Source organism: Candidatus Chloroploca mongolica, assembly GCF_004762035.2.
Classification (GTDB): Bacteria; Chloroflexota; Chloroflexia; order Chloroflexales; family Chloroflexaceae; genus Chloroploca; species Chloroploca mongolica.
Map to the genome: position 1 here is coordinate 45,019 of NZ_SIJK02000032.1, position 26,723 is coordinate 71,741.

General features: G+C 61.7%; 14 protein-coding genes. 12 read left to right on the forward strand and 2 right to left on the reverse strand.

From position 1 onward, the window contains the following. Nucleotides 1-2: 2 nt before the first annotated feature. From EYB53_RS16730 to EYB53_RS16775, 10 genes are all read left to right on the forward strand, one after another. Entirely contained in the window at nt 3-2,369 is a 2,367-nt protein-coding gene (locus tag EYB53_RS16730; RefSeq protein ID WP_167857450.1) for a phage tail protein, read from the forward strand. A gap of 154 nt (nt 2,370-2,523) precedes the next feature. Then, nucleotides 2,524-3,384: a hypothetical protein gene (locus EYB53_RS16735; protein WP_135479560.1), complete on the forward strand. Its 861-nt coding sequence runs from the start codon at nt 2,524-2,526 to the stop codon at nt 3,382-3,384. A 14-nt stretch (nt 3,385-3,398) separates the two neighbouring features. Then, nucleotides 3,399-5,399: a hypothetical protein gene (locus EYB53_RS16740; protein WP_135479561.1), complete on the forward strand. Its 2,001-nt coding sequence runs from the start codon at nt 3,399-3,401 to the stop codon at nt 5,397-5,399. Between the two features lie 99 nt (nt 5,400-5,498). Then, the gene (locus EYB53_RS16745; RefSeq protein WP_135479562.1) at nt 5,499-9,383 is read left to right on the forward strand and encodes a hypothetical protein; all 3,885 of its coding nucleotides are present in this window, start codon (nt 5,499-5,501) and stop codon (nt 9,381-9,383) included. 3 nt (nt 9,384-9,386) lie between these two features. Then, on the forward strand, nt 9,387-11,162 hold the full coding sequence (locus EYB53_RS16750; RefSeq protein ID WP_135479563.1) for a hypothetical protein: 1,776 nt from the start codon (nt 9,387-9,389) through the stop codon (nt 11,160-11,162). Nucleotides 11,163-11,359: 197 nt separating this feature from the next. Next, nucleotides 11,360-13,339: an AAA family ATPase gene (locus EYB53_RS16755; protein ID WP_135479564.1), complete on the forward strand. Its 1,980-nt coding sequence runs from the start codon at nt 11,360-11,362 to the stop codon at nt 13,337-13,339. Continuing rightward, nucleotides 13,336-15,207 (forward strand): eCIS core domain-containing protein, encoded by a 1,872-nt coding sequence (locus EYB53_RS16760; protein WP_135479565.1) that lies wholly within the window; start codon nt 13,336-13,338, stop codon nt 15,205-15,207. Before EYB53_RS16755 ends, EYB53_RS16760 begins: the two co-directional genes overlap by 4 nt. Before the next feature lie 93 nt (nt 15,208-15,300). After that, complete coding sequence (locus tag EYB53_RS16765) at nt 15,301-17,739, forward strand: TrbL/VirB6 family protein (protein ID WP_135479566.1); 2,439 nt, start codon at nt 15,301-15,303, stop codon at nt 17,737-17,739. Nucleotides 17,740-18,111: 372 nt separating this feature from the next. Next, nucleotides 18,112-19,818 carry a phage tail tape measure protein gene (locus tag EYB53_RS16770; RefSeq protein ID WP_135479567.1) on the forward strand — a complete coding sequence of 569 codons (1,707 nt, stop codon included), beginning with the start codon at nt 18,112-18,114 and terminating at the stop codon, nt 19,816-19,818. Between the two features lie 598 nt (nt 19,819-20,416). Next, nucleotides 20,417-20,866 (forward strand): nucleotidyltransferase, encoded by a 450-nt coding sequence (locus EYB53_RS16775; protein WP_135479568.1) that lies wholly within the window; start codon nt 20,417-20,419, stop codon nt 20,864-20,866. Between the two features lie 106 nt (nt 20,867-20,972). Here EYB53_RS16775 and EYB53_RS16780 read toward each other — a convergent pair whose 3' ends face one another. Beyond that, the gene (locus EYB53_RS16780; RefSeq protein WP_135479569.1) at nt 20,973-21,869 is read right to left on the reverse strand and encodes an integron integrase; all 897 of its coding nucleotides are present in this window, start codon (nt 21,867-21,869) and stop codon (nt 20,973-20,975) included. A gap of 2,118 nt (nt 21,870-23,987) precedes the next feature. Between EYB53_RS16780 and EYB53_RS16785 the strand changes: the two genes are divergently transcribed. Beyond that, entirely contained in the window at nt 23,988-24,857 is an 870-nt protein-coding gene (locus EYB53_RS16785) for a site-specific integrase (RefSeq protein WP_135479570.1), read from the forward strand. After that, complete coding sequence (locus EYB53_RS16790; protein WP_135479571.1) at nt 24,854-25,981, forward strand: IS91 family transposase; 1,128 nt, start codon at nt 24,854-24,856, stop codon at nt 25,979-25,981. The genes EYB53_RS16785 and EYB53_RS16790 overlap by 4 nt, the downstream gene beginning before the upstream one ends. A gap of 335 nt (nt 25,982-26,316) precedes the next feature. Here EYB53_RS16790 and EYB53_RS16795 read toward each other — a convergent pair. Next, the coding region (locus EYB53_RS16795; RefSeq protein ID WP_135479572.1) for a Shedu anti-phage system protein SduA domain-containing protein at nt 26,317-26,723 on the reverse strand (407 nt) is incomplete at its 5' end.

Here is a 26,723-nt window from a genome sequence, read left to right on the forward strand (position 1 = left end):
CTATGGATGCGAACGGTCTGAAATTCTGGATGCTTGCGGATGCCCATGACTGGGTGCTGGCGGGGGAACAACCAGCGCTGCGCTATGATCGCGAGCGGCGTGCGCTACGGCTCGCCAGCCAGGCGGCAACCTTACCGCCGGTTGCGCCCGCTGGCACCGAAGCCGAGGCGACCGCCCGCCTCGAGCTCGTTCCGCAAGCTCGCGATGCGTTTGGCACACGGGCGATCTGGGACGCCGCAACTGGGCGCATCATGGCAACCGGTGCCCTTTCTGGGCAGGTACCAATCTGGACAGCCCCGAGCGCCGCCGAGGCGCCGACGGATCTCTGTGTCGGCACCGATGGCGTGCTCTATCTTGCGGTGAACGGCGGCGTCACGCTGGTCGATCTGCGCGATCGGTGGGACGCAGTGAGCCTGAGCATGCCAGGGTTTGCGGCGTGGCGACTGGCGGCGGCGCCAGATGGCGGGGTATGGGTGCTTGACCGTGACCAGCCACAGCTTGCGCGGGTCACAGGGCTGCCATTGCGGAGACGGGTTCAGGTTAACTATGACCCGGATACGCCGCGCCCCTGCGAAGAGAACGCGAACCCGCCCCGGCTGCAACCCTATCCGCACGCCACCTTCGTCGCCACCGAAAGACCCGTTGGCCTTGCGTGCAGCCCTGATGGACAGGTCGCCGTGCTCTGCTGGCAAACCGACGGCGCACCTGCCATTGTGCGTTATCTTGACGCACGCGGGGGATGGTATGAGCCGTGCCTATTGCAAGGCGTGACGCATCCCTTCAGCCTTGCCTGGGTCGCACGCGATCGCCTGGCCCTGCTCGTTGCGCATCTGGGCAACGAAGCCCCGGTCTACCCGGCAAGCCCTGGCGCGGCCCGGGTGATGCCAGTCGGTGACTACTACCCCTTGCGACCTGATCGCTTTGGGGGTGAACCATTCATGCATGGCCTGACGCTCCCGCCGCACTATGCAACCAGCGACGAAGAGGGCAGCCTCCCGTTGCACTACCTTTCGTTGCCCAGTTTTCCGAGCGAAGGCGAAGCGAGCAACCAGACCAGCATTGACAGCGGCAGCGCGCGCACCGCCTGGCACCGGCTTTATCTCGAAGCCAACCTGCCCGACGTATGTGGCGTGCGCATCTTGCTGGCCGCCGAGGATACAGGCGCAGCCCCGACCGACAACCTGGAATGGCACGAGCACCAGTTTGGGTCGATCTTCAAGGTTGCCGGCGAACAGAATATCCCCGTTGGGGCGTGGGTGCCGCACGCCAGCGAAATCCCGCACCATCCAGGCCTGCTCACCTGCGACCGTAGCCCTGGCAAAGCGGGCCTCTTTACCGCGCTGATCCAGCGCCCACAACGCAAAGTGAAGACCCTGCGTGGGCGCTACCTCCACGTCCGCATCGTGCTCAACGGCGATCGCCGCACCACCCCGGAAGTCTGGGCCGTTCGCGTCTATGCCAGTCGCTTCAGTTATGTCGAAAACTATCTACCCGAACTCTACCGCGAGACCGTCTTTGGGCCTGAGGCTGATGCGTATCTGGTCAACGGCGAGCGCAGCACCCCGGCGGATTTCCTGGAACGGTTTGTCGGCAACTTCGAGGGCGTGCTGACCATGCTCGAAGACCGGGTCGCTGCGGCGCATCTGCTCACGGCCCCCGAGACGACCCCGCCCGAAGCGTTGGAATGGCTGGCAAGCTGGATCGGCCTCGCGCTCGACTCGGCCTATCCCGAAGCCCGCCACCGACGCCTGCTCGCGGCGGCCCCGACGCTCTACCGACAGCGCGGCACGCTGGCCGGGCTCACGCTCGCGCTCGACATTGCGACGGGCGACGGCGTCCGCGATGGCCGCATCATCGTCATTGAAAACTGGCGTTTCCGTCGCATTGTCGCCACCATCCTGGGGGCCAACCTTGCCGACGAAACGAACCCCCTGCTGGCCGGGATGGTGGTCAGCGGCAACAGCTATGTTGGCGACACCCTCGTGCTTGGCGACGAAGACAAAAAGGAGTTTTTAGCCCTCTTTGCCGCCGATCTCGACGTCACCGCAGCCGAGGCCGAGGTCATCGCCGCGCTCTTCGACCGCCTGGCCTATCGCGTTACAATCCTGGTTCACAACGACGTGCAACCGCAAGAGCAGGGGTTGATCCAGCGCATCGCCGCGCTAGAAACCCCCGCCCATATCATCACCGACGTACAGACCGCCACTGGATCACTCATGGTCGCCTTGCGTTCCCTGATTGGCATCGACACCTACCTGAGTCCGAAACGTCCACCGGGGCCACTCCGCCTCGGCACAAGCCAGATCGGCGTACGGGATCTGCTCCAAGCAACGCCCTCTCTTGATCCACGTCTCGATCAGCGAATCTAAGACGCCGTCCATCTTTTATGGATAGCCGTCCTCTGGTAAGGGCACAGCGCGCTGTGCCCCAACACATCCCAACACAGCGCGCTGGGCCCCAACACAGCGCGCTGGGCCCCTACAAGTAACAAATGACAGGGCGCAGCCCTGAAGGAACAAAGACATGAGCAGATACCCAGATCCGCTGGCGCAGGCCAGACGCACCACCGACCGGCTCTTCTATGCGACCGGCGTGCTCTTGGATGCCCAGGATTTTCTTGATGAGCAGACCTACCATCGAGGGCGGCAGGCCCGGGCGCTCCATTTTTTGCATGGATCGGGTACCGCTGCCGGCCTGCGCGTCGTCTACGAGGCTGAAGTGCCTGCCGCTGAGGGTACCCCCGGTCGCGAAGAGCGACTGCTGGTGCATCCGGGGGTGGCAATCGATCGACTGGGGCGCTTGATCGAGGTGCCGAGTACGGTATGTCTGCGGGTACAACGCTGGTTTGATGCCAACGCCGCTGACCTGCCGGTACTGGTGGCCGATACGAGCAGTGACGGTACGGACCGCCCCGCCCGGGTCGAAGTTGACCTCTATCTGCGCTATGTCGCGTGTGAACAGGGCAAAACCCCAGCGCTGGCCGCCGGGCCGTATGACGCACTCAATGCGGTGCAACCTTCGCGGCTACGTGACTACTACGACATTGATCTGATTGTCCGCGATCGCGCCGATGCGCCGCTGCCCTTTGATCACTGGGCCAGCGCCGTTGAGGGCGTTGACCCGGCGGATCGCCCGGCGGCCCTGCGCGAGGCGATCTACACGGCGTGGGACGTGGCCGCCCGCGTTTCGTCACAGGATGAACTGAACCGTTTGCCCGAATATGTCTTTGGGCAAGATCCCACCGGCGTTTTTCTCGCTCGCGTAACCATTCCAGCCACCGCCGGCCCACCGGCGACCCGCGCACCCGGCGATGTCACCCTGAGTGAGACCGGGCGGCTCTTTGCCTATACGACCGCAGCCCTGCTGGCATGGTTAGGTCAATAAAGAGGAGACAGGCTATGTTTGATCTCAACCTGGAGGCTGGTCGCCGCTTGATGCGGCTGCGCCTCAACCGCGATGAGGCCGACCGCCTGACCCGTGATGGCATCATGGTCGTTGACGACCGCCGCCGTCGCCCGCAGTGGTTCGATGGGCGCTTTCTGGCGGCCCGCGACCTGACCAACGAACAGAATTATGTGCTCACGCGGCAGGCCGATCTCGGCAAGGCTGGCGGGGTTGGCGTCGTGCGCGGGCTAGAGGTCGTCGCGGACCGGCGCGGCTTGCGCATTCAACCCGGCTTTGGCCTCACCTCGCTCGGCGAGATGGTGATCATTCCGCGTGAACTGACCCTGCAAGTGCAGAACATCCCGCAGATCGAGCGGCTCAACCGTACCTTCGGGCTGTCACGGGTGCCCGCCGTGCCGCCACGCACGCTGACCGGTCTCTTTATCGTGGCGCTGCGGGCGGTCGAGTATACGGCGAATCCCATTGTCTCCTACCCAACTGCGGTTGAAGGCGAACGCAGCGTCGAGGATGGCGACATCATTGAGGCGACGGCGGTGACGCTGATTCCTTTCAGCGATGGCGCAACGAGCAGCGAACTTGACCAGCGCCGGGCCGAGGTCGCCTACGCGATGTTTGTTGAACATGCCGAGCGCGAATTGCCGGTCGGCACGCTCCCACTGGCGATGGTTGCGCTCAATCGCGGCTCGGTCGAGTGGATCGATCCCTTCCTGGTGCGCCGCGAAATTGGGGCTGAACATGCCGATGTGATCGGCCTGGGACCAATGCTCGGCTTTGCAACACGGGCGACCCGCGAAGCGCACCTGTTGCAATACGATATGCATCTCACAAGCGTGCTCGATCGCCAGGGCGGGCGTCCGTTCAGTGCCACCGACTATTTCCGGGTCTTGCCGCCCGCTGGCCGTCTCCCTCGCTCGGCGGTCAATCCCAATGATTTCACGCAGACCTACTTTCCACCAGGCATCGAGGTCGATCTCTCGCTGGTGCCCGTTGATGAATTGAATATCCTGCTCGAAGAGAGTCTGGTGCTACCGCCGATTGATTTGACGCTCACCGCCGATCAACTCGAAAGCACCAGTATTCAGATCATTATTCCGATCTCTCGTACTGAACTACGCCAGCGCATCAATCAACTCGAAAGCACCATGCGCCTGTTGCGCCCTGCTGCACCGGGGCTGGTTGCGGCGCGCAAACCGCTCGAAGCCCTGCGCACCTTGCGCCTGCCGCAGCGCCTGCCTCCGCCGATCCTTGATCCGGCGAGTCTCGCTGATCGCGCATGGCAAGAGGTTTTGCAGCGTGCCGAGCAGCTCTGGTTTGTCCGGCGGCGCAACTTTCATTATAAAGCCGAGCTTGTCGGCACGATCATTCCGCTCCCGGTGGAACCGCCGGTGGACGGCGGCGAAGGCGGTGGTGACGAGGTGCCCGATCGCACCCTGATCAGCGAGAACCGCCTGCTTGACGCGCTTGGCGAACGCGATCTGCCCAATTTCTATTTTCGTCGTTTTGCCGCGCTCCGCTCGGCTGCCCGCGAAAACAACACCTGGGAGAGCGTTGTCACGCTGCTTGACAATGCACGCTGGCGCAGTGAACCGTTCCTGCTCGCCGGCAGCATTCACGAGATGAGTCTTGTCGAGGGGATGCAGCGCACCAATTTGCGCAATGTGGCCCGCCGCTATCAAAATGCTGGTCAGGGTTATGCCACACTCCGTCGGTTGGATGATGCTGTGCTGACCCGGTTTTATCCCGAATTGATCGTGACCGTGCCACGCTTTTTGCTTGTCCCAGAAATTGATCAATTGATTACGCAATTCAGTAACCAGAACGACATCGCAACCATCAATGAATTCTTGCTGAAAATGGGTCAGACGCTGCGTGAAGGCGATCTGTCGCCCGAAGAGGTCTTCCAGGCGATGCTTGAACAATTAACTGCTGCGGGGATCAGGGTCACACGGACTAACCCGGCTGAGATCCCCTTCTTCCCGCGCCGTGGGGAATAATTGTTGCGCTAGCAGCGAGGGCGAGGTGCCCTCGCTGCCAGCACAACATGGTACGCCAGAGATGTGCCGTTTGCGCCAGGTAAGCGGAAAAGGAAGACTATGAGAATTCTCAAGAGCATACGCAATGCGCAGCGCGACGAGCATCTGCTTGCCATTGACCCCGAGCTACGTCCGGATCTCGTCAGCGATTGGCGTCGTCGGCTCAATTTTTTTACCGGGCGTTCGCTGAGTCACCGGGCGCTCGAGGCTGAACAGACGATCCGCGAGGCGCATCTTGCGCTACGCGGTCAGGTTGTCTCGTCCGGAGTCATCGAGGGTCTCGAGGTCGGCCTTGAACGCGGCGAAGGTGGCACCTTTCTCCATCTCAATCGTGGCACCGGGCTAACGCCCGATGGCAATGATGTGACCGTGCCGCAGCCATTGCGCGTGCCGATTCACGCGCCGCAGGTCTATATTCCGCCCGAGACGGGCCTGGGCAGCGGCGATACGCAGCGCTCGCTGGCTGCGATGATCGCCAGCGCCGACGCCGATCCGCTGCCACGCGCATGCATTCTGGTGCTCGCGCCGGTGACCATCCCGTTGAGCGCAGCGACCGACAGCACTGATCCGTGCGCGATTGATGAGCAAGACGAGGCTTTTGCCGATTGGCAATGGATCGATGGGCTTGCCCTGACTTTTTATAGCTGGCCGTTGCATGCACTCAATCTGCCTGCCTTCGATGCCAACCAGTGGCAGAATCATCTGGCCCACGCCATCTTTGAGGCCGAAGCGTCGCTCGCGCCGGATGAGCGCATGCCCTGGGAACAACTCGGCGTTCCGGTGGGTCTGGTTGGCTTTGACGCCAGTTGGAACGCGCTCTTTGTTGATCGCTATGCCGTCGTGCGGGCGGGAGGCAAGCCGCGCCGCCGCACACCGTTGCTACCAGAGCGCGGCAATCCGTTTCTGTGGCAAGCGCGGATGCAACACTTCAGCGCCTACATGGCCGATCTGAGTCTGGAGCGCATGCCGATTGAGCAGATCGCCGCCCGCGTACGCTCCATGCCTCCCGCAGGAATTCTGCCCGCAGGTGCGCTGGAGCCGCGCCTGCTCGCCGACGATGGCACGACCCGCGCCCAGAACCATTTCTTTCCCCCAGGCTATGTGGTCGAGGCGCTGCCGGTGGTGCTCGAACAACTTGATGTTGTGCTCGAAGCGAGCGCCTCACTCGACCCATTTGATCTGCGCGTTCCCGATCGGGTGCGTGTCGCCGTGCCGGTGCCCCAGGTCTGGTACGAACCCGATTTGCTGCGCGTCGAAGTGGTTGACGGCGAATTTCAAACGACGCTCGCTGCATTTGCGCTACGGCGCAATCGCTGGTTGGGAAGACGCGTCCAGGTTCACCAGATCACCAGTGCGCTCGTCAAAGCGATCACCGGCGAGGCCCTTGTCTATCCTGACCCCGACCCCGATGCGGTCGGCGAAGAGACGGTGCTCACCGGGGATGACCTGCTCGACCCGAATGAGCCGGCACTGGCCGAGCCCGAAGCGGCGTATGGTACAACCCCGAGCGATGATGCGCCGGTCGTCACCGTACGTCAAGAGTTACGCGCCTGGCTGGCCGAGCAGTCCCTGCTGCGCGAACCCGAAATGGCCCAGTTTGACCAGATGGGCCTCAGCAATTTCATCGTCTTTCTGCAGGAACGGGTCAAGCAGGCCGACGACCGCATCGATCTCGGCTTTGTCCAGGCACAGACCAATATGTATCGCCTGCGCCAGTTGCTGATGGGCACTGTCGGCGCAACGCGCCTCGCAACCTCGACCGCCCTCCCCGAGATTGCGCGGAGCGATTCGGCGATTGTTGCCAACGAGCAGATCCAACGCTACCTGGGCAATGTTGTGCAGCCTGATGTTTTGAAACGAACCCAGGGCACGCCGACAACCGGCGATGCGCCGACGCCGGGTGATCTTGCTGGTCGCGGTCTCGTGGCGAGGGCAGTGACTCGTTCCACAACGACCCCGGGCATGGCGCCTGCCGGTTTCAGTGGTGCCACCCCTCGCAACCTCTTTCTCTCCGCCGAAGTCAGTCGGCTCGCCGCTGGCCTGGCCGGGCGAAGCATCCCCGACGCAACGGTTGCAGCCGAGCTCGCTGCTGGGCGACGCGACCTCAGTGGGGGCCGCGGTGAACTGGCCCTCGACCTCGATAGCGTCCGGGGCCAGGCTGCCACCGCCAGCGGGGGCAAGCTCTTTGCGACGCCGTCGCTCGTTCCGCCCCAGGAAGCGATCATCAGCCAGTCCCACCTTGTTGGCAAGGGCTACGACTTTCGCACGATGACCGTTGCCGAACGCCTGCGGGCACCCGAGGCGAATGAGGCCAAAGAGGCGACGATTGCGGCCAAGTTTGATGTGGCGAGCGGCTTGCACAAACTGCTCGACATGGGCCTCAACCTCGATGAGATCAGCGTGCCGGGCGTCGCCGTCTACCAAGATGGTCGTCCCGTCTTCGAAGAAGTTGGCGATGGGCGCACCCGGCTCCGCCGCGAGTCGCGCACCCTGCGCGAACTCGCCAAGAACAATTTCCTCGATCTGCTGCGCGACCCCGATCCCGCCGACGCCGACGAAGCCGAGTTCTTCTCGCTCGCCGTGCAGCAGACGGAACATACCATCGCGGTGTTGCGCCTGGTCGAAGGGCGCATCCGCGCCTACCGAGCGGTGATTAACCGATGCGAGCAAACCCTCAAGGCCATCACCGATCTCGCTGCCCAGGCCGATCGTCGGCTCAAACTGATCGGTGACGAGCTCGCCGAAGCGCGGCACGACGTAGCCGTAGCAACCGCATTGCTGGCGGAAGAGACCGCCCGCATTGCCGGGATCAATGACCGTCGCAACCAGATCATCGCCGAGCACGTCGATTTTCTTGCCTACTACCGACCACGCCTGAGCGATAATCGCAAGGATGTGCCCGTACGCTTTATTGATAATGGCCTGGTCGCGGCACCCGTTCCGGCCTGCCTTGCCCAGCGCGCCTATATTGCCCCCGAGCTCCGCGAGATGGTGGCGCTCTTGCGCGAAACGCCACTCAAATGGCTCAACGATCTGCGCCCGCTCTTGCAACGGCTCGACCGGGTCGAAACAATGGTCGAAACAATCCTGACGGCGCGCAACCGGGCGCAACTCTTCCAACCGGCTCAATATGCGATCCAGCCGGCCTTCCAGAGTCAAAGTCTGCTTGCGAGCGGGATCAGTCGGGTCTATACCGCACAGCAGCAGATCGTGGCCGAGCATCGCAGTGCAACCGCCCGCCTCGACCTGAACAATGCGACGATCGGCAAAAGCTGGCAGCATACGCGGGTCACCGCCGAAGAACATGTCACGCTGAATGATCTGCTCAATGCCAGGCATAGCCGCAGCGACATTGCTGATCAGGCCACCACTGCGCTCAACCAAATCATGCATGTCGCTGCCTGTCTCTACAATGGCTTTGCGGCGGTCTTGCCATCGTTGCGGCTCACCTGGGCTGAACGCCTGAGCCAGTACGACGAGCCGGTGAACCTGCGCAATCTTGCGTCGTTGCCGCGCTGGGGCGAGATCGACCGGCTCGAACGGCGTGAATTGCAGGCCATGGTTGACTGGCTCTTCCTGCGCGTTGATGAGCGTGTGCCCGAGGCGACCAGTTTGATCAATGATCTCGTGCGCATCTGCATTTTGCTAGCGAGCCACGCCCCCGTCAATGAACTGGTCGCCGCCTCAATTGAAGAAGCCACGACAGCCAGCGAAGGGAGCCGCGTGCGCCTGAAGATCGATCCGGCGAAGGTGCATGTCGGCATGATCGCCTTGCTCTACCAGGGCAATACCGTGGTCGCCCAGGCGCTCGTTGATGACCTCGCCGGCAGCGTGGCGTCGGTACAGGTGATCAAGACGATGCAACCCACGGTGCAACTCGAGGTCAATGCGCGGGTGCAACTCGCCGAAGCTTCGACGCTTGTGTTGAGTCATAGAAAACGGTAGCCTATGTCACGTCTGGTCCATCGAGTTCGTCTCCATGCGCCGGCGGCCCATCTAGTGCAGCGGGGTGCGTTCCTGCTTGAAGATGCCCTGCGTACCGCGTCACTGCCAGGGGCAGGACCAGGGCGTCTGCTGCTCGTGCGCTATCTGCATGTGGGCACGATCAATCCCGCCCGCAATCCCGTTGCGCTCGCGATGGCCCTCGAAGAGCGGATGCGCCTGTTGCGCGCAACGGCGGTGCATGCGGCGACGGCAGGGGCGCCGGCGGCCCAGGCGGTCTATTTTCACGACGAAGCCGAGGCCTACACAATGCTGGCCCTGCGCCTCGTGGCGCGTCAGCCAATCAGCGCCTGGTTCTGGCGGCTCGTCGCCCCGCACCTCGACCCACGTGCGCCGTTGCGTTCGTTGCTCTACGCGATCCCTGCAACCAGTGTCGGCACCGCAATGCTGCTACGCGTACTCACTGAACTCGCGGCCCGCGAGGCGCTCGATCCATTGCTGGCAACCCTGACGCCCACTGATGGCGCACGGCTGCTGGCGCTGCGTCATTGGTCTGCCCCAGTAGCAGCTCCAGCCTTGCCCCCCAATGACGCAGCACAGATGCAAGGATTAGCAGGGCCACCAGCAATGCCAACCGCACTGCTCGCCTCGGCGTGGCGCGCGCCCCTGGCACGCTGGATCAAGCGGTGGGGCAGCGGTGATCCACGCTCGCACTGGCTCGCCACAAGCGCCCTTGTTGCCACCCACCCGCCCCGCTTGCTTGATCCGACTCTGCCCATACGGGCGGCTTTGCTCACCAGCATGATGACCAGCGCACCAACGGCACAGCCGTCGCCGGTTGGCTTCACTCCAGAACCAGACCAAGACCCGCACCCGACTCAGGCCCCGCACACCGCGACGTATCCAGCCGAGGCAACCACAGATGAACTGCCGCCGTCTGGCGGTGCGACCTTTTCGGCCCTCGGTGCGCCGGTCGAGCGCTCGTCGCAGCTCAGGCCAGTGCCACACGGCGACCAGACTGTGACGCCGCGGCCATCGCCGGCACGCACTGACCAACCCGGCGAAGCAATGCTCGCGCTGGCGCCACCGCTCGCAATGCCACCAGTGACCCGGCTTGGCGGACTCTTCTTCTTGTTACCTGTGCTCGAGCGCCTCGGCTTGCGCGCCTTGCTTGCGGCCCAGCCTCACTGGATCGAGGCCGACCTGGGTTGGGCGCTGCTGCGCATCGTCGCTGCACGCCTCGGCCTCACCGAGCGCGACCCGTTGCACCACGTTCTCGGCGAGGCACCGCCCGACGATCCCGCGCTCACCTTCGTTGCACCCGCTACCTGGCACAACGGCCCGGCGGTGCTACCATCCGCCACGATCCATCGCGTCGAGCAACAGCCAGGGCTGCGTGTGATCATTGATCGCACCGGACGCCTGCTGCTCGCACGGTGGTCACACCAGCGACCGGCGGGCCTGCACGAGTTGCGTACGGCAACAGATCTGCGTCGCGGCGCAACCCTGGCGAACCTGCCCTCACCGACGCACGCCTGGATCACCGCCGCCCGTCGCTGGTTACGGCGCAGCCCGGCCCATATCGGCCTGCGCGATCTCGTCACCCGTCCCGCCCTGGTCAGCATCACCACAACCCATCTCGACCTCACCTTCGACCACAGCCAGACCGATCTGCGCCTGCGGCGTCACGGCCTCGACTTCAATCCTGGCTGGGTGCCGTGGTTAGGGAAAGTCGTCTCATTTCATTATGCCAACGTGGAGGAACTGCGTTATGCTCTTTGAACCCTCAGAACCGTTGCGCCTTTGCGTCAAAAAAATGGACTCCTTCAAAACCTTTGCGCCTCTGCGCCTTTGCGTCAAAAAACAGGCTTCGTCAAAAAATCGGGCTCCCTCAAAACCTTTGCGCCTTTGCGTCTTTGCGTCAAAAAACAGGCTTCGTCAAAAAATCAGGCTTCGTCAGAAAGCATGCCGGCTAAACAATGACTCAAGCACCAGCAACTCGACAAACGCAGAACGGGCCGCGTGAAGAACTGCCCCCGGTCACGTTGCGCACCTACGCCCTGGCGGGCATTGCCTCGCGCATGCTTGGTGCGCTCGAAGCGCAGCCAGATCGCCCTGAACACGCCTTGTTGCTGCACGCCTCGCACCTGGTCGATCCGCACCGCGAAGGCTGGAGCGAACGGCTGACCGCGTATTTCCAGGCCTCAGCGCGGGTCGACTGGCCTCTCTTGCGCCTGGCGAAGACCATGGCTTTGTCGGATGCCGAGATCCTGGCGATCACGCTGGCCGCAGCCGTCGAAGATGACATGATGATTGGCCGCACGATCGCGTATGTGCAGGCACCCATCGGTGGCAGTCGTCCTACGATGAGCCTGCTGGCGACCCTGTACCACGATCCTGAGCACGCGCCAATCCCGAGCCTTGTCACCGGGCCAGCGATGCGCAGCGGTCTGCTCGTGATGGGCGACGAGCACCTGCCCCTGCCCGAGCGCCCGGTGCGCGTGCCGCTGGCGATTTGTCTGGCGCTGCACGACCGTGATGCCGATCTAGCCGGGGCAACGCTTGAGTCTGGCCCGCAGATCAAACTGCCCGCGGCGATCGAGGAGCAAGCCCACCGCCAGGCGCTCGCGCTCAGTCAGGCCACCAGGGGCGGCCTGGTGATCCGCACCGGCTCGCTCGCCGAGGGCAAAGCCGTCGCCGTTGCCGTGGCCCAGGCCTTGCAACGGCGCCCCGTCTATCTCGACCCGACGCAGACGCTGCCGGGCCTCGTGCCCTGGCTGCTCCTCCGTCAACTCCTGCCCGTCTTTCCGCTCGAACTCGCCCCCGGCGAACAGGGCACCCTCCCGGCGCTGCCAGGGTATACCGGCCCAGTGCTGGCAATCAGCGGGCCAGATGGTTCGGTGGAGCGTGCCGGCGCAACGCTCTATACCTGGACGCTCCCGGTACCCGAGCGGCGCGACCGTGAAGCCTTGTGGCTCGGCGTCACCGGCGATGCCGAACTCGCCGCCGACCTGGCGCGCCACCATCGCCACAGCAGCGGGCGCATCGCGCATCTGGGGCAAGTCGCGCAACACGAGGCGCATCTGCACGAACGCACCAGGCTCACCGCCACCGACTTGCGCGCCGCAGCCTGGGCCAGCGAAGGCGGCGGCCTCGAAGGGCTGGCGCAACCGTTGCCCCAACCAATCGCCGACAAAGCCCTGACGCTCGATGCCACGCTCCGCCGCGAGCTCGAAGCGCTTGTGCAGCGCTGCCTGGTACGCGACGAACTGGTGTCCAATCTCGGCGTAGCTGCGACCGCCCGCTATCAACCGGGTGTGCGCGCCCTCTTTGTTGGCCCATCGGGGACAGGCAAAACCCTGGCGGCTGGGTGGCTCGCCACCCGGCTGGGGCTACCACTCTACCGCGTCGATCTCGCCTCGGTCACCAGCAAATATATCGGCGAAACCGAAAAAAACCTGGCGCAACTGCTCGCCCGCGCCGAACAGAGCGAAGTCGTCCTGCTCTTCGACGAAGCCGACTCGCTCTTTGGCAAACGCACCGACGTGCAGCAGGCCAACGACCGCTTTGCCAATGCCCAGACCAACTATCTGCTGCAGCGCATCGAGTCCTACGACGGCATCACACTGCTGACCAGCAACAGCCGTACCCGTTTCGACCCCGCCTTCTCGCGACGTCTCGACATGATCATTGACTTCCCGATGCCCGAACCCGAAGAGCGCCGCGATCTCTGGCTGAATCATCTTGGCACTGGTCACACCCTGACGCGCCAGCAGATCAACACCCTGGCTGCCCTGGTCGACATGGCGGGCGGCCACATCCGCAACGTCGTCTTCGCCAGCGCCGCCCGCGCCCGCTCGCATGATCGTCTCATCACCTTTGACGACCTGCTCGACGGACTCACGCGTGAATACAAGAAGCTCGGCCAACAGATGCCCATTGAACTGGTAGCGCTATGAAAACAGCCCCACCTGAGCACAAAAGCAAGCCCGCCACTGAACCGCACCAGCCTCTGGCGCAACCGGAAGCCGAGCGCGAAGCCGGGCGTGGTGTCGGCATGCCCTTCTTTCTCGCGAGCGCCGCCCCACCCCCGGTGCAGCCAAAGCTGCGCCTGAATCGGCCAGGCGACCGCTATGAACAAGAAGCCGACCGGGTTGCCGCTCAGGTAATGCGCATGCCTCTGGCCCCTGCCGACACCGTGCAGCGAGCTTGTAGCTGTGGCGGAACCTGTGCCCATTGCCGGGGAGGCGACGAAGCGCCGCTGATCCAGCGGGAATTGGCAGGCTCCACCTCGGCTACCCCATCGGCAGGCACCGTCTTGCCCTCAACCAACGGACAGCCCCTTGACGCCCCGATGCGCGAGAGCTTCGAGGCGCGCTTTGGGCACGACTTCAGCGGCGTACGCATCCACACCGGCCCCCAGGCAAGCGACAAAGCCGCATCGATCCAGGCGCGGGCCTTCACCACCGGCAACAACATCGTCTTTGGCGCCGGCGCATATGCCCCCGGCACCCAGACCGGCCAGACGCTCCTGGCGCATGAACTGGCGCATGTGGTGCAGCAGCGGCAAGGGCGAGCCCTGGGCATCCAGCGCGAGGTGCCGGGCGACATTCGCACAATGAGCATCAACGAAACCTGGGCGCAAACGCTCACCGATGACGAACTGCAAGACCAGATCACAATCGTGCAGCAACAACTTCAAACAGAATCGCCCGAGACACCCGAATTTGAAGCCGCGCGCAGCAATCTCGAAGTCCTGGAACAAGTGCATACCGAGCGTACACTGCAACAAGCAGGCATGGCTGGCACGTTGCTCGAAAGCAACATTCCACGGCCACCCGGCCTGCCGCTTGACGGCGCCTACATGCTGCTTCCATTTGATGATCTGGCGCCAGACATCGTTGCCCAGCTTCCCGAAGGCGAAATCGTGCCGATGCCAGCCCCGCAGGTTGTGCCATCATTCGACGAACCAATGTTTTCAGCGCCAATTGTTGCGATGGGCGAAATGGTAGGCCAAGCCGCCGTTGGCGCAGAAGGAGCCCTGATCAGCTCCTCAATGGCCCAGCCAGGCGGATTGCTCGGTCAGTATTCACCCTTCGCCCGCCCACCCACCGCCGCCGAATCAGCGATGATCCGGGCTGGCCGTGCGTTCCACTACACGCCCGCCCAGAATGCCCCCCTCATCTCGCGCGGCGGCGGCACGATTATGCTCCGCCCCTCCACCGGCGTCTATCGCAACCTGCTGACCCCCTTCTTCGAGCCGAGCAGCTACGCTTTTGCGGGGCAACCCAATGCCGCCCAGCAAACCGCCAACCTTGCCGGGCGAGGTGCCCTGGGGCAGCAGGCGCTGGTCGTGATCGAAGGTGCCGACTTGCCACCTGGCACGCTCTACCGCCCCCTTGACCGCACGATTGTGATGCCCCGTGGCTATCAAGGGCCGGGCGCGGTCATTGAGCCGGGTGGACAGATGCCGCTACCGCTGCGCAATCCGGGCAGCGGTGGCGGTGCAGCCGCCGTCGAAGGCACTGCTGCTCAGAATCTGACCCGCTTTCGCGTCATGCGCTTCGCCGGGCGTGCGTTCATTGTCGTAGGTGTCGTCACAACTGGCTACGAAATTGCCACGGCCCCCCCCGAGACGCGTACCCGCACTGCGATCGGCGCAACCAGCGGTTTTGTCGGTGGCCTGGCCTTTGGTGCTGCTGCTGGTCTTGCCTGTGGCCCAGGGGCACCGGTCTGTTCCGTTCTTCTTGGCATAGGCTTTGGCATCGCCGGCGGCATTGCGACACGCAGCGCCGCCGAAGGCATCTATGATGCCGCAACCAGGTGACACCAATTGGAATTGAGCAACCCAAAGCGCATTAGAACGCCATACATAGCAATCTAAAATCTGCAATCTAAAATCTGAAATGGTATGATAGCAATGGAAACAGCTACTCGAACAAAAACGGCAACAAAAACACATGCCTCAGACTCAACCAACGCTCCCCCCGCAACCGGCGGCACCTCTGCGGGCATGCCGCTCTTTCTCTCGCCCGCCCCGCAACAGCTTGTCCAGCGCGAGCCCGTTGCCACAACGCAGCCAGACACAGCCGCCCAGGCTCTAGCCCAGCGCCCCCAGGGGCCGCCGGTGATCTTTGGCCTCGATAATGAGAGCCGCCAGATCTATGCGAGCGTGACCGCGCCCGGTGCGCGCCTCGAAGAGATTGCTACCTTTATCTATGGCACGCCTGATCAGGCGCTGCGTCTCGGCGAAGAAAATGGCATCTTCTCCAGCGAGGTGTTGCAGCCAGGCCGCACGCTACGCCTCGTTGAGGGGCGGATCACCACCGCGACCCAGCAAGCCATCAGCAAAGGCCTGGAGTCTGGTGCGATCATGCGTACCAACGGCATCCCCACCGAAGTCGAAGACGACGGCCTGGTCTACCAGTTCCCCATCGAAGGCCGTACCGTCGCCGTCACCGCAGGACAATTCAACGCAATGCTCAGCGGCTTGCGGCGCGTCACCTCCCGCGAGGCCGACCGCATCGCGAGCATGCTCCAGATCTACCTCGAAACGCGCAACGATCACGTCAACAACACCAATAGCGTCGTACGCGGCATCAGTGACTGGATGGGCGATGTCGACGTGCCGAGCCAGATGCGCTTCATCCTGCCCAAGGCCCGCGCCGAGGCTGCCAAGCAAGTCCTTGACGAAATCGAATTCACCGGCGATCCGCTTGCCAATGCACGCCAGTTGCATCAACTCCAACAACAGATCGTTGAGCTAGGCCGCGAATTGGGCGAGGCCGAAGCCGCATGGCATCACTACCTTAATGGCACCATCGGCGGGGCCGAAGTCACCGTTCGTCGGCTCGAGGTGGTACGCAATGTCTCGTTTGGCATGGTGGCCGGCATGGCCGGTGCGCTTGCCGCCCCCGCCGCCTTCGCTGCCTTAGGCGCCGCCGGCATAACCGGCACCGGCGCAACGCTGCTCTCGCTTGGTGCGGCAACCGGCACCGGCGCAGTGGTGCGTGGCGGGCTCGAAGTTGCCCTGCCCGGCGCGCAGGCCGATCGCTCAGTCGGCGACCGTTTCGCCAGCGGGGCCTACGCTGGTTCCATCCAAGGTCTCACCGGCGGCATTGGTGCGTTTGCAGCCCCCGCCGTCAGCGCCGGTGTCACCGGGCAACTCGCCACGCGCATAGGCCCCGGCTTTGTGCAAACCACCGGCGGGCGCCTCGCCTCACAAGCGATCACCGGCGGCATCATTGGCGCTCCCTCTGGCGCCGGCGGGGCCGCCCTCGAAAACTTACCAGCCTATATGCGCGGCGACATCACCGGCGATCAATACAGCTCAAGCATCTCAAGCGGCTTTGCCTGGGGAGGCGCCCTGGGCGCCGGGTTTAGCGTCGTGCCAATCAACGGACTCTACCGTTCGGGCGGGCAACCCGTCACGCCATCCTGGATGCTTGCCGGCCCCTACTCACCCATTGCCCCGGTACGCGGGGCAGGCTCAGGCTTCCACAACCTCCCCCGCGAACAACTACCTGCCTTCGCCGAAGATCCTGGGGTCGCCGGCTATGCCTGGACACGTCTACGCTCAGGGGGAACCGACCAGTGGGTTCCTGTACGCACCTATGGCCCGCAGCAACAGTTTGAACTCGCCTGGTACGGGCAACAAACAAATGCCAATTCCAACGCGAATTTCAACTTCTTATACGGCCCAGAAGGGGCAGCACCTGGCGCATTGCGACTTGTTGGCTCACGTTCAACCCAACAATCATCAACCACAGGCTACGCAGGCATGGCCGCCAACGACCCCTTCCCAGGCGCACCACGCAGCACCCGCCGCGACTTCCCCATGTCGACCGACGATTTTGCCGTAACCATGCCCGACGGCAGCAATCGCCGCATGATCCGCGGGCACCAGGTCGATCATCGCGACACCACCCGGCGCACCATCGACATCGGCGACTCAAACCTCGACCCACGCAACTTCACCCCCGAACCGCCCCAATGGGGCACCTTAAGTGGCCGCATGCGCCTGACCCAGCGCATGCTCAGCGAAAATCCAGGTGGCGGCACCCAATACCGCCAGGTCAACGTCTACCGTGACCAACCCCCGGTCACCGCCGACGGCACCCCCGTCCCCGAATACATCTACTTCATCGAAACCAACACCAACGGCACCCCAGTACGCGCCTGGGAAGTCCCCTTCAACGATCCCAACGCCTTCGCAGGCACCAACATGCACCAAGCCAACGCCATTGATGCCAGCTTCGGCATCCCCCTCAACCAAATCCCGCAACCACGCCAGATCCCCATCGAAGCCATCCCCCCCGGCGTGCTCGGCGCGATCACCAGCACCCAGACGGAACAATAAAGCGGCTTGCTGAGATGGGGCAGGGAGAGCGCAGCCGGGTGACACGGCGGGCGCGGCGGGGGGCCAACGCCAGCCATGTCATTCCGAACGTAGTGAGGAATCTTCGCTGCGGCGCATCGAAGACCCCATCGCTGCGGCGCCCTTCCGTGGGCAAGGCTGATGCAAAGTCTTCCCGATCGTCCGCAGATTACGCAGATTACGCAGATTATAGCTTCCGCATCTGCGTAATCTGCGTAATCTGCGGACACTATCTAACCCTCCTGGGACTTGGCATCAGCCCTGGAAAGAACCGCACGACGTAATGATATGGTAGAAGGGCTGTGATAGAGTAAGGAGAGCGCATCTTTTGCTTGACTCCGAAAGGTGGAGGCTATGCTTTCCAGAACTGTGCGTGTCGACTTGTTCATAAGAGCCGTTGTGGTAGCTGGCCTGTTTTGCTTATTACTGGCTCCCTTGCAGGTAACGGCCCAGGACGAAACCCGGCCTGAAGACGCGGTGACGACATCCACTACCGAGACGATGCCATCCACCAGCACACCCGCACCGGAGATAATCCCCCTCTTGCCGACCCTTCAAGCCATGCAGACAGCCCAAGCCGCCCTATCAACTATCGTACTGGAAACGCCGCCCACTGATCAGCCGCTTACCCTGCTGCCCGAAACGCTGACCATTGATGCAACCAGACCAACCACCGAGACACGGCTGGTGCTGGTACGGGCAAGCAGAACCATTACCAATCTACAGGCTATCATCCTCGATTTGCCTCGCCCAGACAACCATCGCGTGCTCGGACACCAGCAGATCGCATTGCACCAAAGCCTGCCCCCCACCCTGACCGCAGGAAGTCTGATCACCATCCCTATCACTCTTGATCTCACCAGCATCGAAAGCGGCGAATATACCGGCAAGATCCACTTCATCTATGCCAATGGCGAAACCTTTCTCCCTCTCACCATTCGTGTCAAAGATAGTGCCGCCTGGCCGCTGATCGTGCTAACCCTCGCGGTGGTCATCGGCCTCACGGTCACCCAGTACCGCAGCGGCGCCTTCCGGCTCGACGAAGTCGGCGCACGCCTGGATCGGCTCAATCACGAAATCCGCGAACGAAGCATGCGCGAGGGCCTTGAACTCTTGAAAGAGAATCGGGCGCTTGCGGCTCAGGTTGCGACGGCCCAACAACAACTGGACAATCACAAGCCTGATGAGGCCGAACAGGCCATCCAGGCAGCGTACAGACTTCTGGCCGACTATAACCAGGATAGCTCAGCACGCTATGAGAATGAGAAGCAAAAACTAGATCTTCTCCTGCATGGCGAACCCAAAGAACCATACGTAAAAAGCGTCACAGGCATACCTGATTCAGCACACCAAGATCCAGCACAACGTATTATGCTCGAGCGTGCGACCCAGGCAATCAGCGACTACATCGCCGTCGAAGAGAGCATAGCCAAGGCCAGACAGATCGCGCAGACACAGCCAGAGGTTCAAGCCCTGGTTAAGGACATGGAACGTGAGCAAGCGAGCTTAAAGCAAATCGACCCCTTGCGCCAGCCCGATGAGGCAAGGCACACGATCGAGAACATTGCGGCAACAAGGCAAAAGCTAGAGCAACACGCCCATCGTCAACGAGGCAACGCACGACCCGGCAATGCGGCGCAGGCGAGACTCCAAAGCCCAGTGGCGGCAACCGAGACAGCCACATACACCGCATATCTCACAAGCCTCTTGCAAAGTGAGGTAACGGCGCCAACACCTGACAGCAAATCATCCCAAGCCTCACGCTGGCGCATGTTCTGGGCAAAGATAAACGAGGATCTGGCAACGTGGCTCGAAGAACTGCGCTGGAAGTTGCTAGGCCCACACATGCGGCTCGTCACCTTCAAAGTCATCGTCACCGCCACCGTGCTCATCCTGCTGAGCCTGACCGGCTTCGTGCAGCTCTACACCAACAACCCAACCTTTGGCAGCAACGCCGTCGTTGACTACCTCGCCCTCGTCGTATGGGGGCTTGGCGCCGAAGCAGCGCGCTCAGCCATCGGGGTCGTCGGAAGTTGGAACACACCGGTGCGGCAGCGGTAGGGTGATGCATAACTTCCTGGGAGCGAGGGCGTCCCGCCCTCGAAGGCATTTCGAAGACGGGAAGCCCTCGCTCCCAGGCTGGCCTGCTACCGTACGTGTTCACATGTGGCGTAACAGGCAAGCCTGGGAGCATCGCACCCATGCCGTGACGTTTCATCCACTTTGCGTTCTTTGTGTTCTTTTGCGGCAATCACGCCGCCCGCAGCTACCACAAGCAGCACCAACCCCGCCGCCAGCCGCCCAACATCGCGTCCACACGGACTCGCCCCACAGGTTCGATCCTACGTCTCATGTACAGGTAGCGGCCCGTGGCGTCGGCCACGTTTGTCCTCTGGGGCGAGCCGGTGATGCTAGCGTTGGACCAGAGCTACGTTCTTATCCTACCTGGGCAATCCTAGCCGCAACGGTGCTTTCGTATGCTACAATACCTCCAATCCAGGAGGCAGAGGTATGGCTGATACGCAACAACCCTATCGGATGGATCGTTCGGCGTTTACAATTACCTCACGAGCTGATGCGCCCGACGATACTCAGTTTTGGCTCACGAAATCTGCGCGTGAACGGCTTGCTGCTTTGGAATTTATGCGACAAACCATGTATGGTTACACTGCAACTACCACCCGACTTCAAAGAGTTCTTACAATTACTCAACGACAACGAGGTTAAGTATCTGCTGGTGGGTGGCTATGCTGTAGCCTATTACGGTTACCCACGCGCAACTGGCGATATTGACTTCTGGCTTGCGGTTGATCCAAACAATGCTGCCCGTATGGTTGCCGTGCTTGATGCGTTTGGGTTCGGGAGCAGCGGTACAACTCCTGACGTATTCCTGCAGGATGACAACATCGTGCAAATGGGCGTGCCACCAATGCGTATTGACCTGTTTACAACCTTGTCAGGCGTGACGTTTGCCGACTGTTTTGCACGACGAGTCCAAGACGTGATTGATGGCATAGCCGTGAACATCATCAGCTTGGAAGACTTGAAAGCAAACAAGCAAGCAAGTGGCCGCTTAAAAGACTTGAATGATTTGAGCCAGTTGCCATAGAACAACTTCTCTCTCTTGTTTCGCTCTAGCCCAACACCGTGTTGCACCACGACACGCTCTGCCGTGCCATGTTTGCAACTCGGCGCGACATGCTACTTGTTCCGCTTTAGCATGGTCGTACCTGCTCTTGCGTGCGGGTGAACGCTAATCGTTGGGCGGCTGTAACGCGATCAGTCCCCAGCGATCCCGATGCGCCCAAGCCGGACAGAAGGACGCCCTGCCGATCGGCAATCATCGACACACAGCGCGAGAAAACCGTCGATCCAGAACGCTCATACCGATACCGACCCGAGCGTGGATCGGTTGATCGTTGGGAGGCCGGAAAGACATACTGCCAGGCGAGTTCGCGAGCAGCATTGGGTAGTTTACGCTCCAGTGCGAAGGGCAACTCGACTTCACCAAACCCTGCACGCAGATCCTGTTGGTGAATGCTCTGGACGTGCGCGAGTTGCGTTCGCAACGCTGCATGGAGTTGATCGGGCAGCAAGGTAGCCCGATCTTTCGCCCCTTTACCTTGGCGCACGATCAACTGGCGCTGAGCGAAGTCCAGATCTTTGACACGTAAACGGAGACACTCAAGTAAGCGTAGCCCGCTGCCATACAGGAGGCTTGCCATCAGGTGGTGCGTACCAGACAGTGCCGCAAGCACCGCCCGCGCCTCCTCGCGACTCAGCACAGTAGGCAGATACGTGGGGCGTTTCGCAGAGGTGATCGTCAGATCTTCGCGCAACGGTTGCAGCAGCACCTCGCGATAGAGAAAGAGCAGCGCACTCAGGGCCTGGTTCTGGGTCGAAGCCGCGACCTCACGTTCCACGGCAAGATGGGTAAGAAACGCGCTCACTTCAGTGGCTCCAAGCTCACGGGGATGGCGCGTCCCATGAAAGAGGATGAAGCGACGAATCCATCCAACATAGGCTTCTTCAGTCCGCAGCGCATAGTGTTTGCGACGTAGTGCAGACCGTACCTGGCCGAGCAGCTTGGGGGGATGGCTTGGTTCAGACATACCCAGGATCTTTCGGTAGACAAGAATCTGTCATGATCTCTACCGTCTGAATGGCATAAAAGATACGGCAGCGTACGCCAACAACATAAGGGCTACGCTACCACGCAGCGTAAGGAAGGAGTGACATAGGTGGCCGAATCGCCGCGTAGCACGTATCATCGGGGTGAAGGCGGCAATACCGCTGTGTAGCACAGGCACGGCGGGTGTAGGAGGCAACACCGCTGTGTAGCACAGGCACGGCGGGTATAGGTTGCAAGATCGCCGTGTAGTACGTATCATTGGGGTGTAGGTGGCAAAAGCGCCGCGGAGCATGTATCATTGGGGTATAGGTGGCAAGATTGCCGTCTACTTCATGTTCGGCGGCTCAAGCCTCTTGCAAAATCCCGTGAGTCCAGTATACTAAATTCACACCAGAAGAATAGAATCTTCCGATAAAGATATAAAGAGGCACACCTATGCAAACAATCACATGCACCGAGTGCTCTCAGGAAAATCTTGCCACCAGGACAGAGTGTCGTAGGTGCGGCTACAAGTTTGTTCAAACTGTCGAGAAAACTCAAGAGGCAGTAGAAGCAAAAGTCAACACAGATGAAACTACATCGACTAAAAGAATTTCTTGTCCTTATTGCTCAGAATTGATTATGCAGGATGCCAGAAAGTGTCGGTTCTGTGGCGAATGGTTGTCCCAAAAAGACTCGCAAGGAAAGCAATCGTGGCTAAAATCCAGTACGGCAGCATTATCACGCACACATTCAAAAAAATCTCCTGCTATTAGCACGGTCACATGTCCGAAATGCAGCCAAGAAAACTCAATGTCAAGAGAAGTATGTCGACGCTGTAATTATAATTTGACAAATATTATTGCGCAAACAAGAGAGAAGTTAGAGAAGCATGCAAGTGAGGACGAAGAGACAACGTACTGTTCATATTGTAATGAACTTCTGTCTTTCGAGGCAAATAAATGTCTCTCCTGTGGGCAAGATCTAACAGCTACCAACACTAATAACAGTCCAGATGAAAATGGGTCTTGGTACAAACCACCGGAATATCCTTCTATGAGACCACCGCCACGAAATACGGGCGATCATAATTCCTCAGTTATCATAATTTCACTTATCTACACTATAGGAATAGCCGCATCTATTGGTCTTGGTGGTATTGTTGTTCTGTATTTCCTGATATCCCTCCTCGTGACGTGGGGTGGAACAAGGAGTGCTTATGATTTTCCTATAATTCAGTGCCTTTTTATCGCATACTTTGGATTTTTTGCGGCTGTATGGTCGGCAATATACAACTATCTCAAGAGTCAAGGTGGCAAAAAGTAGCAACAGAAAACAAGATTGCTCGTTGACCACCGTGCCGCCGAACAACGCCCTGCAGCGGACGCCGCTGGCGCGGCCCTTAACCTGGGCCGTTTTTAATGCGCGGTGGCGTGCCCACGCCTCTGCCTGTCTCGACGAGCGGCGCCGCTGAGGGCTGATCGTTAGCCGCCGCACCCCGCCCCGCTTTCTGGATGGGGTATGCCGACGGCACTGCCCGCTGTGGCGCGTTTAGGGATGGTGGTTCCGTGCTGAATCCGCAGACGGCAGTCCTGTGCCCGCCCGTGCCGTGCCCGTCCGCAGACCGTGGTCGTATGCCCGCCCGTGCTATGCCACGTCCGCAGACCGTGGTCGTGTGCCGGGGCCGTGCCAGTGGGACGCGAATCGTATGCCAGGCCGTGCCGGGGACGGTGGTCGCGTGCCACGCCAGTCGCGTGCTGCGGCCGTGCCGGGGACGGCAATCGCGTGCCGCGCCAGTCGCGTGCCCGCCCGTGCCGGGGACGGTGGTCGCGTGCCCGGCCCTGACTGCCGACCGGCGGTGCTGTTCCGGTTCGCTCGCGTCTAACAACGCCTTGCACCTGACGCCGTGCAGCTCACGATGACCGCGCCAACCGGGGATGACGGAGGTGCTTTTTTGTCTGTGCCGGTCGATCCGATGGCGCAGGTGAAGGCGAGCGTTGAACGAAGCGCTTCGCGCAGGGGCTGATGGCGATGTGATCGTCTTTTCCTGCTTGCTCATGCGGTGCTGATGTCGCACGATCCCTCGTATCGGTACTCGTCATACCATAGGAGGTGTTCGATGACCCTGTTACGCCAGCAGATGACCGAAGCCATGCCGTTGCGTGGACTCGCCGAGCGCACCCAGGAGTCCTCCCTCAGCGCAATCCAACTCCTGGCCCGCCACGACGGTAGCTCCCCTGATCAGCTGAGCGAGGCGCAGATTCGCCAGTCCTTCGTGTATCTGCGCACCGAGAAGCGGGTGTCTCCAAGCACGGCGAATGTCGCGCTCAACGCCCTGAAGTTCCGCTCCGCCTCCACCCTTGACCGCCCCTGGCCGTTTGGTGATCTGATCCGGCCTCGCTTGCCCACCAAGTTGCCGGTTGTGCTCAGCTCCGCCGAGGCCTGGCAGATCATCCATCAGGTACGCCGCCCGCACTATCGCGTCTGCCTGAGCCTCATCTTCACCTGCGGGCTGCGCCTGCTGGAAGGCGTGCGGCTCCAGGTTTCCCAGATTGATAGCGCGCGCATGCAGCTGCTCATTCGCGGCGGGAAAGGCAAGAAAGACCGCGCCGTGCCGCTCCCGCCCGCAACCCTGCGCCTGCTCCGCCAGCATTGGTCTACCCACCGCAACCCGGTCTGGCTCTTTCCGAGCCCTGGCCCCACCCGTGATCAGTGGGCGAGCGCCACCACTCCGGTCGAAGAGAGCGCTATCCAGAAGGCCTTTCGCCGGGCTTTGACCGAAACGGGGATCGCCAAGCCTGCGAGCGTTCACACCGTGCGCCATTCCTGGGCCACCCATCTGCTTGAGTCGGGCGTCAATCTGCGCCTCATCCAGGCATGGTTAGGGCATCGCTCGCCAAGCACCACGTCCATCTACACCCACCTTACCCGCACGGCAGCGCAGCAAGCCAGCGTGGCCCTGGAGGCGCTAACCGCCGGGTTGTCGTGATCACGCTCGGCGACGTCTTCCGCCGCTCTGGCCCCGCCTATCGCGCGCGCTGGGGGAGTCAGCTGTCGTCAGCGCAGATCGCGGCGATGCACGCCATTGAAATGTGTCGCACCGAAGCCCTGGGAGGGCAGGTCTATCGCTGCCCGCACGGCGAGCAGGTGCGCTACGCCTCCCATTCCTGCCGCAACCGCCACTGCCCGACCTGCCAGCAGGATGCGGCGCAGGACTGGCTGGCTCGCCAGCAGGACCTGCTGCTGCCCGTACCGTCCTTCCTGGTCACCTTCACGCTGCCCGGGGCCCTCCGCGCCATCGCCTTCCCGCACCAGGCTCAGGTCGATGACCGGTTCTTCCGCACCTCGGCGGCGGCATTCCAGCAGTTGGCCCAGGACCCGCGCTTCCTGGGCGGGCAACTCGGCATGGTTGGCGTCGTGCAAACCTGGACGCGCGACCTGCGCTACCACCCCCATATTCACTATCTCGTCCCTGGTGGCGGGCTGGCCGCTGATGGGCGCACCTGGATGACCGCCAGGCCTGACTTCCTGGTCCACGTCAAACCGTTGGCCATCCTCGTTCGCGCCAAACTCCAGGCGGCGTTACGCCAGACTGATCTCTGGCGCAGCATCCCCGCTGCGGTCTGGCGGCAAACGTGGGTGGTCGATTGCCGTCCGGTGGGGAGCGGGCGGACGGCGCTGAAATACCTGGCCCCGTACGTTTTCCGCGTTGCGCTGAGCAACCATCGCATCCTGGGCATGGCCGACGGCGAGGTCACCTTTCGCTCCCAGGATGGGGAGACCCGTCAGACCCGCATCAGCACGCTGCCAGCGGAGGCGTTCATTGAGCGCTTCCTGATGCACATCCTGCCCAGAGGCTTCGTGAAGGTGCGGTCCTTCGGACTGTTTCGGGTGGGGGCGCGTCAGGCGCTGATGCGGCTGCGCGCTCAGTTGATTCTTCAGCAGCGGAAGGTGGATCTGCTGCCCCCAGACGACGCGTATCCCGATACTGACCAGGACCAGGATCGACGCTGCCCCGGCTGTGGCCACGCACTGCGGCTGGAACGGGTGCTGCCCCGGCAGCGGGCACCACCCGGACCGGAGCCCGTCGCGTCCTGCGAGCAGCGTCACTGAGGTCGTCAGCGCATGGACGCTAGCTTTGGGTTGCCCGAGGGAGCGGCTCTCCTGGCGTGGCGACCCGCTGGTCGAGCGCTGGGCAGCTAGACGCTACCGGGCTGAGCCGGACACAGGCCCCTGCCTGACCGAAGTGCTGGGTATTCGCCACACGGCACGCACGCGCTGGCGCTTCGCGGGCGCACACCCCTGACCCAGACCCCCACCGGAAATCCCATACGATTCTGTTCCGTTGGGCGCTTCGGCTTCGCTCAACAAGGATTATGTGGCGGCTTCGCGCCACATGAATCCTTAGTTCGTTGGGCGGTGGCTTTGCTCTTCTCTAATCGATGATATCATCTTCGCTTCTTTGGCTGGACGCGTCCTTCAAGAATGTAGATCAAGCTTTCAAGTCTATCTAGCAAGTCATCGTATGTTAGCAGCTTGACGCGGCGGTTGTGATTTAAGTGTAGCAGCTTTTTGTGTTCTTTCTCAGAAAGACCATCGCTCCGGCCAATTACAACTAAACCATCTGGAGGTAAAGTTTTATCAATGTCCCCAGGAATGAGATCTCGATTTTCACTCCACCATTGAAGCCAGTCCTCCACTTGCTGATAAGCGTGACTAACGTGCGCTTGCGGTTGTCCAGAAGCTGTAAAGAGAGGCAAGTTAGATCTCTCTAATTCAACCAATAATGGTTTGCCACTATCAATACCCTCGCCAAAATGACCACCTCGCTGGCCCTTTAACAACCAAACATCCG

Bases quoted from the DNA above. Each gene is read 5' to 3' on its own strand.
- EYB53_RS16730 (WP_167857450.1), top strand. From the start codon at position 3: ATGGATGCGAACGGTCTGAAATTCTGGATGCTTGCGGATGCCCATGAC.
- EYB53_RS16735 (WP_135479560.1), top strand. From the start codon at position 2,524: ATGAGCAGATACCCAGATCCGCTGGCGCAGGCCAGACGCACCACCGAC.
- EYB53_RS16740 (WP_135479561.1), top strand. From the start codon at position 3,399: ATGTTTGATCTCAACCTGGAGGCTGGTCGCCGCTTGATGCGGCTGCGC.
- EYB53_RS16745 (WP_135479562.1), top strand. From the start codon at position 5,499: ATGAGAATTCTCAAGAGCATACGCAATGCGCAGCGCGACGAGCATCTG.
- EYB53_RS16750 (WP_135479563.1), top strand. From the start codon at position 9,387: ATGTCACGTCTGGTCCATCGAGTTCGTCTCCATGCGCCGGCGGCCCAT.
- EYB53_RS16755 (WP_135479564.1), top strand. From the start codon at position 11,360: ATGACTCAAGCACCAGCAACTCGACAAACGCAGAACGGGCCGCGTGAA.
- EYB53_RS16760 (WP_135479565.1), top strand. From the start codon at position 13,336: ATGAAAACAGCCCCACCTGAGCACAAAAGCAAGCCCGCCACTGAACCG.
- EYB53_RS16765 (WP_135479566.1), top strand. From the start codon at position 15,301: ATGGAAACAGCTACTCGAACAAAAACGGCAACAAAAACACATGCCTCA.
- EYB53_RS16770 (WP_135479567.1), top strand. From the start codon at position 18,112: ATGCTTTCCAGAACTGTGCGTGTCGACTTGTTCATAAGAGCCGTTGTG.
- EYB53_RS16775 (WP_135479568.1), top strand. From the start codon at position 20,417: ATGGTTACACTGCAACTACCACCCGACTTCAAAGAGTTCTTACAATTA.
- EYB53_RS16780 (WP_135479569.1), bottom strand. From the start codon at position 21,869: ATGTCTGAACCAAGCCATCCCCCCAAGCTGCTCGGCCAGGTACGGTCT.
- EYB53_RS16785 (WP_135479570.1), top strand. From the start codon at position 23,988: ATGACCCTGTTACGCCAGCAGATGACCGAAGCCATGCCGTTGCGTGGA.